The sequence below is a fragment of the Actinophytocola algeriensis genome, assembly GCF_014203735.1.
In the GTDB taxonomy this organism is placed as follows: domain Bacteria; phylum Actinomycetota; class Actinomycetes; order Mycobacteriales; family Pseudonocardiaceae; genus Actinophytocola; species Actinophytocola algeriensis.
The window spans coordinates 95,933-111,439 of sequence record NZ_JACHJQ010000012.1; the positions used below are offsets into that span (position 1 = coordinate 95,933).

At 70.8% G+C, this 15,507-nt stretch carries 12 protein-coding genes and 1 pseudogene; 8 read left to right on the plus strand and 5 right to left on the minus strand.

The annotated features are described in order from the left end of the window. Positions 1 to 8: 8 nt before the first annotated feature. The gene (locus FHR82_RS41875; protein ID WP_184816258.1) at positions 9 to 407 is read left to right on the plus strand and encodes a VOC family protein; all 399 of its coding nucleotides are present in this window, start codon (positions 9 to 11) and stop codon (positions 405 to 407) included. A 30-nt stretch (positions 408 to 437) separates the two neighbouring features. Here the strand turns inward: FHR82_RS41875 and FHR82_RS41880 are convergent, their stop codons facing one another. Both FHR82_RS41880 and FHR82_RS41885 read right to left on the minus strand, forming a co-directional pair. After that, complete coding sequence (locus FHR82_RS41880; protein WP_184816259.1) at positions 438 to 1,166, minus strand: YwqJ-related putative deaminase; 729 nt, start codon at positions 1,164 to 1,166, stop codon at positions 438 to 440. A gap of 16 nt (positions 1,167 to 1,182) precedes the next feature. Next, on the minus strand, positions 1,183 to 1,878 hold the full coding sequence (locus tag FHR82_RS41885; protein WP_184816260.1) for a hypothetical protein: 696 nt from the start codon (positions 1,876 to 1,878) through the stop codon (positions 1,183 to 1,185). Positions 1,879 to 2,230: 352 nt separating this feature from the next. Between FHR82_RS41885 and FHR82_RS41890 the strand changes: the two genes are divergently transcribed. From FHR82_RS41890 to FHR82_RS41900, 3 genes are all read left to right on the plus strand, one after another. After that, positions 2,231 to 3,424: a BBE domain-containing protein gene (locus tag FHR82_RS41890; protein ID WP_184816261.1), complete on the plus strand. Its 1,194-nt coding sequence runs from the start codon at positions 2,231 to 2,233 to the stop codon at positions 3,422 to 3,424. Positions 3,425 to 3,567: 143 nt separating this feature from the next. Next, positions 3,568 to 6,387 carry a PQQ-dependent sugar dehydrogenase gene (locus FHR82_RS41895; protein WP_184816262.1) on the plus strand — a complete coding sequence of 940 codons (2,820 nt, stop codon included), beginning with the start codon at positions 3,568 to 3,570 and terminating at the stop codon, positions 6,385 to 6,387. A 65-nt stretch (positions 6,388 to 6,452) separates the two neighbouring features. Next, the gene (locus FHR82_RS41900; protein ID WP_225944456.1) at positions 6,453 to 8,099 is read left to right on the plus strand and encodes a ThuA domain-containing protein; all 1,647 of its coding nucleotides are present in this window, start codon (positions 6,453 to 6,455) and stop codon (positions 8,097 to 8,099) included. Positions 8,100 to 8,374: 275 nt separating this feature from the next. On the opposite strand, the gene FHR82_RS48185 is transcribed toward FHR82_RS41900, so the two are convergent. From FHR82_RS48185 to FHR82_RS41910, 3 genes and pseudogenes are all read right to left on the minus strand, one after another. Next, positions 8,375 to 9,700 carry a helix-turn-helix transcriptional regulator gene (locus FHR82_RS48185; RefSeq protein ID WP_376706492.1) on the minus strand — a complete coding sequence of 442 codons (1,326 nt, stop codon included), beginning with the start codon at positions 9,698 to 9,700 and terminating at the stop codon, positions 8,375 to 8,377. A 1,026-nt stretch (positions 9,701 to 10,726) separates the two neighbouring features. Next, positions 10,727 to 11,182 (minus strand): annotated as a pseudogene (locus tag FHR82_RS48195) (ATP-binding protein); the annotation flags it as partial. Then, positions 11,179 to 11,808 (minus strand): MBL fold metallo-hydrolase, encoded by a 630-nt coding sequence (locus FHR82_RS41910; protein WP_184816265.1) that lies wholly within the window; start codon positions 11,806 to 11,808, stop codon positions 11,179 to 11,181. The gene FHR82_RS41910 and the pseudogene FHR82_RS48195, both read right to left, overlap by 4 nt. A 196-nt stretch (positions 11,809 to 12,004) precedes the next feature. Between FHR82_RS41910 and FHR82_RS41915 the strand changes: the two genes are divergently transcribed. The 4 genes from FHR82_RS41915 to FHR82_RS41930 all read left to right on the plus strand — a co-directional run bounded on the left by FHR82_RS41915 (position 12,005) and on the right by FHR82_RS41930 (position 15,478). Then, on the plus strand, positions 12,005 to 13,147 hold the full coding sequence (locus FHR82_RS41915) for a serine hydrolase domain-containing protein (protein WP_184816266.1): 1,143 nt from the start codon (positions 12,005 to 12,007) through the stop codon (positions 13,145 to 13,147). A gap of 238 nt (positions 13,148 to 13,385) precedes the next feature. Then, positions 13,386 to 13,787 carry a hypothetical protein gene (locus FHR82_RS41920; RefSeq protein ID WP_184816267.1) on the plus strand — a complete coding sequence of 134 codons (402 nt, stop codon included), beginning with the start codon at positions 13,386 to 13,388 and terminating at the stop codon, positions 13,785 to 13,787. A gap of 66 nt (positions 13,788 to 13,853) precedes the next feature. Then, positions 13,854 to 14,489 carry a GntR family transcriptional regulator gene (locus FHR82_RS41925; protein WP_311771541.1) on the plus strand — a complete coding sequence of 212 codons (636 nt, stop codon included), beginning with the start codon at positions 13,854 to 13,856 and terminating at the stop codon, positions 14,487 to 14,489. Next, positions 14,486 to 15,478, plus strand: coding sequence for a 1-aminocyclopropane-1-carboxylate deaminase (locus FHR82_RS41930; RefSeq protein ID WP_184816269.1), 993 nt, complete (start codon positions 14,486 to 14,488; stop codon positions 15,476 to 15,478). Before FHR82_RS41925 ends, FHR82_RS41930 begins: the two co-directional genes overlap by 4 nt. Positions 15,479 to 15,507 lie beyond the last annotated feature (29 nt).

The window sequence follows — 15,507 nt, forward strand, 5'->3', positions numbered from 1 at the left end:
GCCCTGACATGACCTGGCGCATGCACCACATGAACATCCCGGCGCACGACATCGACGCGTCCGCGGAGTTCTACGAGAACGTGCTCGGCATGACCCCGAGCCGCCCCCCGTTCCGCGCGGACTACGACCCGGGCCGCAAGATCGGCTGGTTCGAGACGGAGGGCTCGGCACAGCTGCACCTGGCGAAGCCCGACCCGAACTTCGCGCAGCGCAACGGAATGCACGTGAACCCGACGGTGAACGGCCACGTCGCGATCGAGGTGGACGACCTGGACGCGGTGAAGGAACGGCTCCGCGAGCGAGGGCTGTACTTCGCCGACCCGGGCAACTGGGCCCTGCGCGACTACCGCCAGATCTACTTCCTGGACCCGTCGATGAACTGCGTGGAGGTCAACCAGCACCTGTGAGCGGGTTGGTGGTGCGGCGATGCACGGCTCTCAGTACTCCGATCTCAGGGACGCGATGGCGAGCTTCTGCGTGACGTAGGCGCAGGTGTCACACGCGGGGCGCAGGTGGAACCTGCCACGGTTGTCGGCGTGGGTCTGGTGTGCCGCGGTGGCGCCGCCGACGTACTCGAAGTGGGCCCTGGCCTCGGTGATGGTCATGGCGGTGTTCGGGTCGACGTTCCAGAGGTAGTCGGAGATGGTGCCGATCTCGGCGCACCGGCCGTGGCCGCGGCCCATGTCGATGTCCTCGCCCGCGTCGACGCGGCCCTCGAGCTCGTCGAGCAGCGCCTGGACCACGGGGTGGACCCTCGGCCGGGCCCCGCCTTTCATGCTGGTGTGCGCGGACATGCTGTCACCGGCCAGGAGGGTGCCCGCCATGGTGGGCTGGTCTCGGGCGCCTCGGAAGGTGTCGTCGGTGCGCGTGGCGAGGCGGTACGAGTTGTCCTCGAGCTCGTTCCGCTCACCGGCGGTCAGTGGGTGCTTCCCGGTGTGCGGGACCTGGTCCAGGCGGGTGTTCCGTGCGCCGGTCAGCGTCTGGCGGGCGTCCGGGTCGAACGCGTGGGGCGCGCGGGGAGTCGGCGTCGTCTTGTCGACGTGGCCTTCCGGCAGGGTGAACCGGACCCTCTTGGCGACCCGCTCCTTGAACCGGTCCTCGAGTGCCCGCTTGCCACCCTCCTTGCCACCGTCGCTCTGGTTGTTGTCGTCACCGAAGGGTTCCATGTCGTCTCCGTCCCGGTCAGTGGTTCTGCTCGGCGAGCACTTCGGCGATCAGGGCCATGCGCCGTTCCTCGGACAGCTCCGCGAACTCCGGGTCCTCCGCGAGCAGCTCGGCCATGTTCGCGTCGGCGAACTCCGTCGGCGTCGGCACCTCGACCTGCCCGATCTCCTGGGCCTGCCCGGGTTCCGCCGGTGCCTGCTCGGGGATCACCACGCCGTACTCGGCGAGCACCGCGCGCACCGCGTCCGCGCCCTGCCCGCGCACCGGGGCGAGCAGGGCCTCGGTCGCCTCCCCGAAGCCGTGGTCGGTGGCCGCGCTCAACAGCCACGGCTCGAACTCGGCCCAGTGTTCGTCGGTGCCGTTCCACAGCGTGGCGTTCTCCGCGAGGAACGCCCACCACGCCTGCTGGTCGAACCCGGCTTCTTCCGGCGTTTCCTGCGCGGCTTCGGCGTACTGGTCGAGGTGGTCGTCGGCGACCCTGGTCAGCTCGTCGGGGTTGTCGAGCAGCGCGTCGCGCTGGTCCTCCGGCAGCTCGTCGAGGTGGCGCAGCAACGCGTCGACGGCCGGGTAGGGTGCCGGATCGGTGATGGAGAGCTTTTCCAGGAAGTAAACCCGGCGCTCCTGCCACTCCGCCTCCGGCTGCTCGAGCCGGTGCCGGGACAGCTCCTGGAGCGGTTCCCCGAGCCACTGCCACAGTTCGTCCTTTGTGGACATATGAACTCCTGTCGTGGATCCTCCTCATTCACGATAGGAGCCGGGGATGGCGGGGCAAGGCCCGATCGGAATGCCTCAAAGGGCGCGAATTTCTGCACCTCGGTACGGGTAGTCACGGATTTACGGGACGGCATCCGGCGAGCGGGCCGCCTGCCGCGCCGCCGCTGACCAACACGCGGCCGGGTGGCCGCGTGTCACCCGGCCCGTTCCGTTTCGGCCAACCGGCGCAACACGCACCGGCACCGTGACCACGAAAACCGGGAATCTCCTGAGGAATCTGTCGGGGCATTCGGTTTTCCACCACCATCGGACAGTCGTGACCGACGTGCCAGGGGCGGTCCGGAGGTGATGGATGGCGGTGCTCGTGCTGGGTTGCCCCGTCGTCACCCGCGACCAGGCGTACCTGCGACCGTCGCGGCGGTCCGCGCGTGTCCTGCTCGGGGTGTTCGGGCTGCGGCCGAACCGGCGGCTGGCCGCCGACTGGCTCGTCGGCGCGCTGTGGCCGGACCGCCCACCACCGTCGGCGGCCGCGAACCTCCGCTCCCACATCGCCGAACTGCGCAGGCTGCTGGGCACCGGACCCCGCATCGAACGCGCGGGCGACGGCTACCTGCTCGCCGCCACGCCGGGCGACGTGGACACCGCGCAGTTCCTGGACCTGGTGCACGAGGCCAGGAACAGCCGCGACCAGGGCGACAACGCACGCGCGGCGGTCCTCCTGGCCGAAGCGCTCGCGCTCTGGCGCGGGCTCGTGCTGGAGGGCATCCCGGTGCCGTCGGCCGTGCAGCCCCAGGCCACCGTCCTCGACGAGGAACGCCTGTCCGCCACCGAGGAACTCGAGTGGGCGCCCTCCGCACCCGACGACGTGCCGTTGGAACTGGTGCTGGTGTGCACCGACCAACTGGACGAGGAACCCGAGGTGATGCTCATCGGCGCGGTCCCGTCCACGGCGTCGCTCGAGGACCTGCTCGACCGGACCGATGCGCCACGGCTCGCCGAGGTCGAACAGCTGGGCGCCGCTGACGCCGCCCTCCTGCACGCGACCCCCGCGTCGGCCGTCGCCCACGACCCGGCCGCGATCCCGCTCACCCAGCACCGGCCCGGCATGATGAGCGCCAGGACCGAGTTCTTCTCCCGTCCGCTGCCCGCCGACGCCATCACGGCCCTCGTCACCCACGTCGCCGAGAACCGCGTCTTCGGTGAGTTCCGCCAGGTCGCGTTCACCCCGTGGCGCGGCGCATACGGCCGCGTGCCACCGGACGCGACCGCGTTCGTCCACCGCGCTCCCGCCTACCTGGTCAAGCACACGGTATTGCTGGGCCCGAACGGCGCGGCCCGCCGCGGCGGCGACGCGCTCGACTGGCTCACCGCGGGCTGGGCGGCGCTCCACCCGTGGGGCACCGGCGGCGCCTACCAGAACTTCCCCGACCCCGCGCTGACCGACTGGATGACCGCCTACTACGGCGCCAACGCCACCCGACTCCGTGCGGTGAAAGCACAGTACGACCCCGAGAACGTCTTCCGTTTCGCTCAGTCGATCCACTGACCGGGTTCGAGCCCGCGGACGGGCTATCGCCGAAACTGAGCAACTTTTGCTGCAAATCGACAATCTTTCGCCGAAAGTAGTCATATGATCTGGCTCACGTCACCCTTCCCCCTGCGATCTCGACCAACGGAACGGGACCCACCATGCGAAGAAACCCGAGGTGGCGCGCTGCCGCCTGCGCCGGACTGCTGGTGATCACCAGCGCCGCAACCGTCCTCGCCACGACCGCCGCCCAGGCCCATCCGGTGAATGCCGCCGACTACCAGCAAGTGGAGCTAGCCAAGGGCGTCGGCGAGATGGGCGAGCCGATGTCACTCGCCGTGCTGCCGGACCGGTCGGTCCTGCACACCTCCCGCAACGGCCAGCTGCGCCGCACCGACGCCGCGGGCACCACCTCGGTGATCGGCACGCTGGCCGTGTACTCCCACGACGAGGAGGGTCTGCAGGGCGTCGGCGTCGATCCCGGTTTCGCCACGAACCGGTTCATCTACCTGTACTACGCGCCGCCGCTGTCGACCCCCGGTGGCGACGCACCGGCCTCCGGCACCGACTTCTCCGCCTGGAACGGCGTGAACCGGTTGTCCCGCTTCACCCTCAACGCCGACTACACGCTCAACACGGGCAGCCAGGTCACTGTCCTGGACGTGCCGGCGAGCCGTGGCATCTGCTGCCACGTCGGCGGGGACATCGACTTCGACGCCTCGGGCAACCTCTACCTGACGACCGGTGACGACACCAACCCGTTCGACTCCGGTGGCTACGCGCCGATCGACGAGCGCTCCGGCCGCAACCCGGCCTACGACGCGCAGCGCAGCTCAGCCAACACGAACGACCTGCGCGGCAAGGTGTTGCGCATCAAGGTGAACGCGAACGGCTCGTACTCGATCCCGGTGGGCAACCTGTTCGCGCCCGGCACCGCGAGGACCCGTCCGGAGATCTACGCGATGGGCTTCCGCAACCCGTTCCGGATGAGCGTGGACAAGGCGACCGGCGTGGTCTACCTCGGCGACTACGGCCCGGACGCGGGGTCGGCCAGCGCGACGCGCGGTCCCGGCGGGCAGGTCGAGTTCAACCGCATCACCTCCGCGGGCAACTACGGCTGGCCCTACTGCACCGGCTCGAACACGACGAACGAGACCTACGTCGAGTTCACGTTCCCGTCCGGGCCGTCCGGTGCGCGGTACAACTGCGCCGCGCCGGTCAACAACTCCCCGAACAACACCGGGCTGACGAACCTCCCGGCCGCACGCGCGGCGTGGATCAAGTACGACGGCTGCTCGGTCGCCGCGTTCGGCTGCGGCTCGGAGTCGCCGATGGGCGGCCCGGTCTACCGTTACGACCCGAACCTGAACTCGTCGGTCAAGTTCCCGCAGGTCCTCGACGGGCACGTGTTCCTCGGCGAGTACGGCCGCCGGTGGCTGCGCACCGCGCACGTCAACAGCGACGGCTCCGCGGGCCAGATCGACACGTTCCCGTGGACCGGCACCCAGGTCATGGACATGGCGTTCGGCCCGGACGGCGCGCTCTACGTGCTGGACTACGGCACCGGCAACTTCGGCGGCGACGCCAACTCCGCCCTGTACCGCATCGAGTACAACCCGGCGGGCAACCAGGCACCCACCGCGAAGGTCACCGCGAACCGGACGTCGGGCCTCGCGCCGCTGACGGTGAACTTCAGCTCGGCGGGGTCGTCCGACCCGGAAGGCGGGGCGCTGTCCTACCTGTGGAACTTCGGCGACGGCACCACGTCGACCGCGGCCAACCCGACCAAGTCCTACGCCACCAACGGCCAGCGCACGGCGACGCTGACGGTCACCGACTCCGGTGGCCGGACCGGCAACGCGTCGGTCGTGGTGACCGTCGGCAACACCGCGCCGGCCGTCACCCTGAGCACGCCGGTCAACGGCTCGACGTTCAACTTCGGTGACACCGTGCCGTACACGATCACGGTGTCCGACCCGGAGGACGGCGCGATCGACTGCACGAAGGTCAAGCTGACCTACGTGCTCGGCCACGACAGCCACGGCCACCCGATCACGTCGAAGAACGGTTGCTCCGGCACGATCACCATCCCGGTCGACGGTGAGCACGACACCGCGGCGAACCTGTACGCGGTGTTCGACGCCGAGTACACCGACAAGGGCGCGAACGGCCAGCCCGCGCTGACCACCCACGCGCAGAACAGGTTGCAGCCCGCCCACCGGCAGGCCGAGCACCACAGCAGCCAGTCGGGCACCAGCCAGATCACCAAGACGGGCGCGGAGGGCGGCAAGACCGTCGGCGACATCAACAACGGTGACTGGATCGCGTTCCAGCCCTACGCGCTCGGCGGCGTCACCCGGGTCTCCGCGCGGGTGTCCTCCGGCGGAGTGGGCGGGACGCTCAGCGTGCGCACCGGTTCGGCGACCGGCACCGTGCTCGGCTCGATGACGATCCCCAACACCGGCGGCTGGGAGACGTTCACGGACGTGGCGGCCAACCTCACCGGCGCGCCGGCGGGTGCCACGACGCTCTACCTGACCTTCTCCGGCGGCGCGGGCGCGTTGTTCGACGTGGACGCGTTCACCTTCTCGAAGACCGCGGCAGGCGGGCAGGGACCGATCCGGGGCAGCGGCAAGTGCGTCGACATCTCCGGCGCGGGCACCGCGGACGGCACGAAGGTCCAGCTGTACACCTGCAACGGCACCGCGGCACAGTCGTGGACGGTCACCGGCGCCACCCTGCGCGCGCTCGGCAAGTGCCTCGACGTCTCGGGCGGCGGCACCACCGATGGGACGCTCGTGCAGCTGTGGACCTGCAACGGTTCCGGCGCGCAGAACTGGGCCGCGAACGCCGACGGCACGCTGCGCAACCCGCAGTCGGCCAAGTGCCTCACCCCGTCGGGCAACGCCACCGCCGACGGCACGCAACTGGTGATCTCCACGTGCACCACCGCCACGACACAGCGCTTCACCCTCCCATGAGAGGACACGACATGAGACACACCGTTCGGTCGGTCCTCGCGGTGGTCGCGACCACCGCGACGATCATGGCCTGTACCAGCGGTCCGGCCGCCAGCGCCGCGGACGCCCCGTACGACGTGCTGGTGTTCTCCAAGACCGCGGGCTTCCGCCACGACGCGATCCCGACCGGGATCGCGACCATCCGGGAACTGGGTGCGGCCAACAACTTCACGGTGACCGCCACCGAGGACGCGGGAGCCTTCACCACCGCCAACCTCGCCCAGTACGAGACCGTCGTGTTCCTCAACACCACGGGGGACGTGCTCAACGCCACCCAGCAGACCGCGTTCGAGTCCTACGTCCGGTCCGGCAAGGGGTTCGTCGGTGTGCACGCCGCGGCGGACACCGAGTACGACTGGCCGTTCTACGGCGAGCTGGTCGGCGCGTACTTCTCGTCGCACCCGGCGATCCAGCAGGTGACCGAACGGGTGGAGAACCGCGCGCACGCGGCGACCGCACACCTCGGTCAGAACTGGGTCCGCACCGACGAGCTGTACAACTACCGCACCAACCCGCGCGGCACCGCACGGGTGCTCGCCACGCTGGACGAGTCGACGTACTCCGGTGGCACCATGGGCGCCGACCACCCGCACACCTGGTGCAAGACCTACCAGGGCGGCCGGTCGTTCTACACCGGCAACGGCCACACCCAGGCGAGCTACAGCGAACCGGCGTTCCGGTCGATGCTGCTCGGCGGGCTCCGGTACACGGCGGGCCGGACCAAGGCCGACTGCCGCCCGGAGACCGGGTACACCACGCTGTACAACGGTTCCACCTCCGGCTGGTCGCAGGCCGGGCCGGGCAGCTTCAGCAACTCCGACGCGACGCTCACGTCGGTCGGCGGCATGGGACTGTTCTGGTACAGCACCAAGGAGTTCCGGTCCTACTCGCTCAAGATGGACTGGCGGCTGGCCGGTGACGACAACTCCGGTGTGTTCCTCGGGTTCCCGCCGAGCACCGACCCGAACTCGGCGGTGAACAACGGGTACGAGGTGCAGATCGACGCGACCGACGCGGCCGATCGCACGACCGGTTCGGTGTACGGCTTCAAGTCCGCCGACCTGGCCGCGCGGGACGCGGCGCTGAACCCGCCAGGGGAGTGGAACACCTACGAACTGCTCGTCGAAGGCGAACGCCTGCAGGTGTTCCTGAACGGGGTGAGGATCAACGACTTCACCAACACCGTGCCCGCCCGCTCCCTCACCTCGGGCCACATCGGCATCCAGAACCACGGCTCCGGTGACGACGTGTCGTTCCGCCACGTCCGGATCAAGGAGCTCGGCACCACCCCAACCCCGGGCGTCGGCCCGATCCGGGGCAGCGGCAAGTGCGTCGACGTGTCGGCGTCCGGCACCGCGGACGGCACCAAGATCCAGCTGTACACGTGCAACGGCACGGGCGCCCAGACGTGGTCGGCGTCCGGCTCGACGCTGCGCGCACTGGGCAAGTGCATGGACGTCGCGGGCGGCGGCACCGCCGACAACACCCGCGTACAACTGTGGACCTGCAACGGAACCGGCGCCCAGAACTGGGCTCCCCAGGCCGACGGCACACTGCGCAACCCGCAGTCCGCCAAGTGCCTGACCCCACAGGGCGGCGGGACGGCCGACGGCACACAGCTGGTCATCGCACCGTGCACTGGTGCCACGACCCAGAAGTGGACGATGCCCTGACAAGTGGCCGGGTGCCGCGGGTTTCCTGACCCCGCGGCACCCGGCGCAGTGGAGTCCGCGGCGCGATCGGCGCGGTGGCCTCGCGCGATGGTGCGCTCCCAGGGCCTCCGGGGCCGGCCCGCCGTGCGCGGCGATCGCGACTTCCTCTTCGCGGTGCGGCGCGCCGCCCTGAAGACATACGTCGAACAGACGTCGCGTCGGGATGTTGCCGAACAGCGCGCGGTCGCTGACGAGGAGTGGAGTCCTGGCCATGCGTGAACCACGGTTGCCCGACGTCAGGACAGGGCACGGGCGAGTTCGCGGCGGCCGTTGATGCCGAGCTTGGTGTAGATCCGGCCGAGGTGGTTCTCCACCGTCTTCGGTGTCACGAACAGTTCATGTGCGATCTCACGGTTCGCGCGGCCGGTCAACGCGAGGTCCGCGACGCGGCGCTCGCTCGCGGTCAGCGCCTGGACCCCGGCGAACATCAGCTTCCGGGGGCGGTCGCCAAGCGACTCCAGCGCGGCGACCGCCCTCGTGCGCAACGCGATCGAGCCGCACTCGGTGGCCAGGTCGATGCCGCGGTGCAGCGGGTCGCGAGCCTCGCTGCGGCGCCCGGCCACGCGCAGCGCCTCGCCGAGGTCGACCAGCGCGCGGGCCAGGTGCAGCCGGGCACGGGAGGTTTCGAGGACCGCCACCGCTTCGGTGAGCAGGGCGAGCCTGCCGTCCGGCTCGGCGTGTGCGAGAACCCGCAGGGCGGGGCCGACGTCGGTCGGTGTGTTCCACTTCCGTGCCACGGCGACGAGTTCACCGGCCAGCGTGCGCGCCTCGCGCTGCTCGCCGAGCAGCAGCAGCGCCTGCACCGCGGGAGAGCGCCAGGACATCGTCGGCGGATCCACGCCGATCGCGTGCAGCTGGTCGCGTTGTTCGAACGCCTCGGCGCGGGCCAGTTCCGGGTTGCCGCGGGCGAGAGCCACGCTGGCTCGCGGCTCGTGCAGCCATATCGTCGGGAGCATCCTGGGCACGTCGGAATGCTCGGCGTCGAACCGCGCGAGCAGGGTCGCGGCCCCGTCGACGTCACCGCGTTCCAGCGCGCAGTAGGCACCGAAGTGGGTCGCGGTGGCGCGCAGGGCGATCACCTGCGCGACGGGATCCTCCTCGGACACCGCGGCGAGCACGCCTTCCGCCTCCGCCTCGACGAAGGCGAGGTTGCCCAGCTGCCAGTGCATGATGATCGCCGGGTTGCACACCATGGCGAACTCGACCGGCGAGCCGTGCAGGCGCACCCGCTGCTTGGCCCGGTCGATCTCGCGCCTGGCGTCGTCGAAGCCGTCTGCGGCGATCAGCGCCACCAGGGCCACCAGCCAGGCCACCATGGCATCGATGCTGCCGGTGGCGTCGTCGAAGTAGGCCCCGCCTGCCAGGGCCCGCCGGGCCGTGGCCGCCACCTCCTCGGCGGGCCACACCTCGTAGCGGCCCATCTGGGCCAGCAGCCCGAGCAGTGTGCGCTCGTCCGGGGTGATGCCGGGCAGGGTGGCATAGCCCCGCAGGTGCGCGGAGGCCACCTTCCGCTGCTCGGGCAGGAACGACCTGATCACCGCGAGCCGCGCCTCCAGGTGCATCCGGCCCGCCTCCCTGGCACCGGCCGGGCGCGCGGCGATCGCCTGCGTCAACTCCTCGATCGCGACCTGCGGACCGTCGACGATCGCGGTGGCCGACGCGGCGGCCGCGACCAGTTCGGCATCCGGCAGTCCGGCAGCGGCGGCCCGCAGCTGGTTCCGCGCCTCGCGCGCGTTGCCGGTGCGCAGCAGCGCACGCCCCCACTCCGCGCGCAGCCCCGCGTCGTCCGGGCATTCGCTGACCGCGCGCTCGAGGTGGGTCGCCGCGGTGGCGCCGTCCCCGGCGGCCAGCAGCGCCGCCGCCGCGTGGCGCAGCACGTCGACGGCATCGGGCAGCGTGCCGCGGGGTGCGTGCATCAGGTGCGCGGCGATCCGGTCCGCCGGTGCCCTGCCCGCGCTGAGCTCGGTGGCGGCGCGGGCGTGCAGCGCGGCGCGTGACATCGGCCCGAGATCGGCCAGGACCGCCTCGCGCACCACCGGGTGCAGGAACCTGAGGTGCTCGGCGTCGTCGGCGAGCACGTGCGCGGCGACGAGTGCCTCGACCGCCGGGGGCAGGTCCGCGACACCCACGTCGGCGACCGCCCCGGTCAGCCACGGGTCGCCGCCGGGGCCCAGCACGGCGGCGGCCCCGGCCAGCCGCACCGCGTCGGCGGGCAGCCGCCCCAGCGCGGCCCGGAACACCGTGCTCGGCCCGAGCCCGCCGATCCGCACGGCGGTCGCGGCGTGGTCGAGCGGCAGTTCGAGCGTCTCCAGCTCGTCGAGCAGAACCGTGGCCAGGAACGGGTTTCCGCCACTGGCGTCGTACAACGCGGTGACCACGTCGGCGGCAGGCCGCACGCCGCGGGACGCCGCCAGCTCGCTCAGCGCCTCGCGGGTGAGCGGACGCGGCAGCATCCGCTCCGCATGCCGCGAGTCACTCAGCTGCGCCAGCGGGCCGGAGTTCTCCGCCGGGGGCCGGGTCGCCACGACCAGTGCGATCGGCAGGTCCGAGATCCGCCGGGACAGGTAGACCAGGAACTGCAGCGATGGCAGATCGGACCAGTGTGTGTCGTCGACCGTGATCAGCAACGGCCGGGTGGCGGACAGGTCGACGGCCACCCACCACAACGCGTGGAGCGTGCGCGCCAGCTCGGCTTCGCTCGGGTCGGCGGCGGCACCGTCGAGCGCGGCCAGTGCGGCACCGGACGGCCCGGCGAGGATCGCTTCGCGCACCTCGCCCTGGTAGCGGGTCACCGAGCGTTCCACCATCTGCCGGACGACACCCCAGGGCATCGCGCTCTCCAGCGCGTCGCCGATGGCCTGCAGACGACCGAAACCCCGCTGTTTGGCCATGGCCCGGCACGTCCCCACCAACCGGGTCTTGCCGATGCCCGCCGTGCCCTCGATGACGACGATCCGGCCCTCGCCCCGGGTGGCACTGTCCAGTGCGACGGCGATCCGCTCGAGCTCCCGGTCCCGCTCGAGCGTGTGGTCCTCCCGGCTCATCCGACCAGGCGTCTCAGCCGGTCGGGATCGCGCAGGGGCCTGCCGTGCCCGAACAGGACGAGGCTGGGCCGCAGGTCGGCCAGCCTGCGCATGGACTCACGGTTGCGTTCCCGGTCCCAGGTGAGGAAGTCCGGCGGTCCGGAGACGCGCGGCATCCGGAAGAACACGTCCCCGCAGATCAGCACGCCGTCGTGGTCGCGCCACAGTGCGATGTGACCGGGGGAGTGGCCGGGCACGTCCAGCACGGTGAACCCGGCGACCTCGTCGCCTTCCCGCAGCCCCCGCCCGACCGGGTGCGGCTCCGGCATCTTCATGCGCGACAGCAGCTTCGGCAACCGGCCGGGTGCCGCGACCGGGGTCGCGGTCTCGATCGCCTCGATGTCGCGTTGCCCGGCCCACAGCGGCAGGTCGTACTCGTCGCAGATGGCGTGGCTCGAACCGAAGTGGTCCGGGTGCGCGTGCGTGACGACGTGGGCGCTGATCCGCTGTCCGCGCAGCTGGCGCGAGATCCGGCGGCGAGCCGCGGGCGTTCCCGCGTCGACGAGCACGTCCTCCACCAGATAGGCGTTGATCATGTGAGGTGGGCGGCCAAGGAGCTGATGGACACCGGGTGCCAGCGGTCGCATTGGAAGATCGTAACCGGCCGGACATCCCCCAGGAATCAAGAACGTGGGGGTGGGCGTGGGGGTTTCTCCCGCTCCCCCCAGGCTTTCCGCCGCGGGAAGTGAGGGGGTCGTCCCTCATGCCCGGAGGGTGGGTGCGGCGCGAAGGTTGTACCAGCGCCGACGGAACGGGCCGGAGGCGACGAGGGGAGAGAGAACGATGAAGAAAGCATCCATGATCGCGGTCGCGGTGGCGGCACTCACCATCGCGGGAGCGGGTTCGGCGGGAGCCGACCTCGGCACCCCGACCGTCGACGTCGACACCACGAAGGTGGCGCAGGCGATCGACACGGCGCTGGGTGGCCGGACCACGGTCGCCTACGCCTACGCCGTCACCGAGAACGGCAAGCTGGTGGAGACGGGGGCGGAGGGCAAGGCGCGGATCGACAAGGGCATCGACTTCACCCCGAACACCCGCATCGAGATCGCCAGCGCCACCAAGAACGTCACCGCGGCCGCACTGCTCAAGCTCACCGAGGCGGCGGAGCTGACGCCGGAAACCAAGATCTGGTCCCTCCTGCCGCCGGACATGCGCACCGGCGCGGACCCGTCGTGGCAGAACGTGAAGATCAAGCACATCCTGGGCCACACCTCGGGGCTCGCCCAGCTGGTGGGCGGGCAGAGCGACACCGAGCTGGACAAGATGTCCACCCTCTACGCGGGCCTCAAGTACACGATGACCAAGCCGGTCGTGGCCGGCTCGGGGTACGCCTACGAGAACCGGAACTACGCCTTCGCGCGGGTGGTCATCTCGAGGCTGTGGCGCGTGACCGAGCCCGGCCGGGGGCTGCCGGACTGGATCGGGCCGAACGCGGTCCCGTGGACGATGTACTACGTCAACGAGAAGCTGTTCGCCCCCGCCGGCATCTCCTGGGTGAGCTGCCTCGCGTCGAACCCGGACACCGCGGCGCACGCCTACGACCGGACCGACACCGCCAAGGGCGGATTGCTGTTCCAGATGTCGGGTACGAGCTTTGAGGCGTGCGCGAGCTACCGGGGGCTGCACATGTCGGCGGTCGACATGGTCCGCTGGCAGACCTACCTGCGGCACGGCAACATCGTCTCGTCGACCGTTCGCCAGTGGATGGACACGCTGGGCCTGGGCTGGCGCCCCTACTCGGTCCTGCCCGCCGGCGGGTACGCCCACGGCGGCAGCTACACCATCAACGGCCGCGCGGTGAACACGTGCCACGGGAAGTTCGCGGGCAACGTGGAGGTGGCCGTGGTCGTCAACAGCAAGATCGGTATCTCCGGCACCCACCCGTGCACCGTCGTGGCCAACGCGGTCAAGAACGCAGGCTGACCGAGGTTCCACCGAGAAAGGGCGTGCGGCCCACGGTCGACGACCGTGGGCCGCACGCCCTTTCTCGGTGCTTGCCGGGAGTGGCTGTATCACGGCGCCGCCCGGACGATCTGAAGGTGATGCTTCTCGATCGGCGGCGGGCCGGGCAGCGGCCGCCGATAGCCGATCGATAGCGGACTGGAGGCGTCGAGGCGTCCTCTGGTAGCAGGCAGATTCATCGGGGTGCTGGAGGCGAGCCATGACTGCCACCACGACGTATCCGAAGTCCACGCAGTGGCGGACGAGTGCCGGCCCGGCCGGGGTCGCGCAGCACGGCACGGCACCGGCGCTCATCGCAGGCGATGACGTCGACGCGATCAGCATGCCTGCCGCCTTCGGTGCGCTCGTGCTGGCCGAGCTGGAGATCATGATGCTGGCCGGTCCGATCGTCGCCGACGACGGTTCGTGGATCTTCTTGACCCAGCGTGCCGACACCCGGCAGCCGGTCGTGCCCGGCGACCTGCTCCCGCTCGGTGTCAGGGCGGTCCCGGCAGGCACCCCGCTCGCGACCGCCGACCGGCGCGCCCAAGCACCGGCGATCTGGTGGACCGTCATCGGCGCAGCCCGCCGGGTCGCCTATCGAACCCGTCGGGTGGCCTGACGGTCGACGGGGCTCAAGGCCCTTGACCAGTGCTGCTAGGGTCGCAGTATGCAATATATTAGTCGGGTGGACCGGGTGCGTCTCAGTGATCAGGCGCTCGGGGCCATCCGGCGGGCGATCGTGGTGGGGGAGCTGGCGCCGGGTACGCCGGTGAAGGACGTGGAGCTGGCCGCCCGGATGGGCCTGTCCCGGACGCCGGTCCGGGAGGCGCTCGCCAGGCTCGCGGACGAGGGCCTGATCGAGTCCAAGCCGCACAGCTACACGCGGGTCACACCGATGGACGCCGACGCGGTCCGGGACGCGCACGCGGTCGTGCAGTCGATGCACGGGCTGGCCACGCGGCTCGCGGTGCCCCGGCTCACCGCGGCGCACCTGGACGCGATGCGTGCGGCCAACGCCCGGTTCGCGGCCGCGGTGGACACCGGTGCGCTGGAAGACGCCATCGCCTGCGACGACGACTTCCACGGCGTGCCGGTGCTGGCCTGTGCGAACACGGCCGTCGCGGCGACGATCCGCAGGTACACACCGTTGCTGCACCGCGCGATCTACCTCTACTTCCGGTCGCCGCTAGGCAGGGACTCGGCCCCGATGCACGAGCGGATCGTCGCCGCGTGCGAAGCCGGTGACGCCACCCTCGCGGCAGAACTCGCCGAGCGGAACTGGGCGAACCTGGCGGTCCTGATGGAGGAGAAGAACCCATGACCTTCGAGCGCTACCCGCTGCTGCTCGGCCCATCCCCGATCCACCCGCTGGAACGCCTCACCGCGCACCTGGGCGGCGCCGAGCTGTGGGCCAAACGCGAGGACCTCAACTCAGCGCTCGCCTTCGGGGGCAACAAGACCCGCAAGCTCGAGTACCTCGTCGCGGACGCGCTCGCGCAGGGCTGCGACACACTCGTGTCGATCGGCGGCGTGCAGTCCAACCACACCAGGCAGGTCGCGGCCGCCGCCGCGCGGGCGGGGCTGAAGTGCGTGCTGGTGCAGGAGAAGTGGGTCGAATGGGAGGACCGGGGTTACGACCGGGTCGGCAACATCCAGCTGAGCAGGCTGATGGGTGCCGACATCCGGCGTGACCCGTCCGGCTTCGGCATCGAGGTCAAGGAGTCCTGGCAGCGCGCGCTCGACGACGTGCTGGCCGCGGGCGGCACACCGTATTCCATCCCGGCCGGCGCGTCGGACCACCCGCTCGGCGGCCTCGGCTTCGCCGACTGGGCCGACGAGGTGCGACAGCAGGAGCGCGAGCAGGGCGTCTTCTTCGACACCGTCATCGTCTGCTCGGTCACCGGCAGCACCCAGGCGGGCATGGTGGCGGGCTTCGCCGGGCAGGACCGCAAGCGGCGGGTGATCGGCATCGACGCCTCGGCCAAACCCGCCGAGACCCTGGACGCGGTCCGCCGGATCGCCAAGCAGACCGCCGGACTGCGCGGCTCGTCCGTGTCGGACGACGACGTCGAACTGGACGAGCGCTACCACGCGGGCATCTACGGCGTCCCGGACGACCAGACGATCGCGGCCATGAAACTCGCCGCCAGAACCGAGGCGATGATCACCGACCCGGTCTACGAGGGCAAGTCGATGGCCGGTCTGATCGACCTGGTGACCACCGGCGAGATCAGCCGCGACTCCCGCGTGCTGTACGCACACCTCGGTGGCCAGCCCGCGCTGAACGCGTACTCGGGCCTGGAGTTCTGACACCCGGCGTGCGGACCAGACCCGCGCTT

What these genes read in the sequence shown, in the direction of transcription:
- FHR82_RS41875 (WP_184816258.1), top strand. Translation starts at nt 9, where the DNA reads ATGACCTGGCGCATGCACCACATGAACATCCCGGCGCACGACATCGAC.
- FHR82_RS41880 (WP_184816259.1), bottom strand. Translation starts at nt 1,166, where the DNA reads ATGGAACCCTTCGGTGACGACAACAACCAGAGCGACGGTGGCAAGGAG.
- FHR82_RS41885 (WP_184816260.1), bottom strand. Translation starts at nt 1,878, where the DNA reads ATGTCCACAAAGGACGAACTGTGGCAGTGGCTCGGGGAACCGCTCCAG.
- FHR82_RS41890 (WP_184816261.1), top strand. Translation starts at nt 2,231, where the DNA reads ATGGCGGTGCTCGTGCTGGGTTGCCCCGTCGTCACCCGCGACCAGGCG.
- FHR82_RS41895 (WP_184816262.1), top strand. Translation starts at nt 3,568, where the DNA reads ATGCGAAGAAACCCGAGGTGGCGCGCTGCCGCCTGCGCCGGACTGCTG.
- FHR82_RS41900 (WP_225944456.1), top strand. Translation starts at nt 6,453, where the DNA reads ATGGCCTGTACCAGCGGTCCGGCCGCCAGCGCCGCGGACGCCCCGTAC.
- FHR82_RS48185 (WP_376706492.1), bottom strand. Translation starts at nt 9,700, where the DNA reads ATGCACCTGGAGGCGCGGCTCGCGGTGATCAGGTCGTTCCTGCCCGAG.
- FHR82_RS41910 (WP_184816265.1), bottom strand. Translation starts at nt 11,808, where the DNA reads ATGCGACCGCTGGCACCCGGTGTCCATCAGCTCCTTGGCCGCCCACCT.
- FHR82_RS41915 (WP_184816266.1), top strand. Translation starts at nt 12,005, where the DNA reads ATGAAGAAAGCATCCATGATCGCGGTCGCGGTGGCGGCACTCACCATC.
- FHR82_RS41920 (WP_184816267.1), top strand. Translation starts at nt 13,386, where the DNA reads ATGACTGCCACCACGACGTATCCGAAGTCCACGCAGTGGCGGACGAGT.
- FHR82_RS41930 (WP_184816269.1), top strand. Translation starts at nt 14,486, where the DNA reads ATGACCTTCGAGCGCTACCCGCTGCTGCTCGGCCCATCCCCGATCCAC.